1 pseudogene is annotated in these 252 nt (G+C 67.5%); it reads left to right on the top strand.

The window, feature by feature from the left end:
• A pseudogene (locus tag KVT32_RS32445) lies at positions 1-149 on the top strand (3-deoxy-7-phosphoheptulonate synthase); the annotation flags it as partial.
• Positions 150-252: the final 103 nt, after the last annotated feature.

Raw genomic sequence — 252 nt, 5'->3', positions numbered from 1 at the left:
AGTCGAACATCGTCGCCGGCACCCAGCCGATCCCGGCCGACCTGAGCCAGCTGAAGTACGGCTGCTCGGTGACCGACGGCTGCATCGGCTGGGAGGATACGGTGGAGATGCTGCAGCGGGCGCACAAGGAGCTGCTGCAGCGTCCGTGAGGTTCTCGTAGGGTGGGCGCGGCCGGCGTAGGCTCTTGAGCCCACGCGGTCTCATCGTTTGCATCGTCGCGGCATGGCCGCAGGTACGCGACCGGTGAGACAG

Source organism: Achromobacter sp. GbtcB20 (assembly GCF_019091095.1).
Lineage (GTDB): Bacteria > Pseudomonadota > Gammaproteobacteria > Burkholderiales > Burkholderiaceae_B > Achromobacter > Achromobacter mucicolens.
The sequence above is the reverse complement of the archived record's forward strand: the minus strand, read 5'-3'. Positions and strand labels throughout refer to the sequence as shown.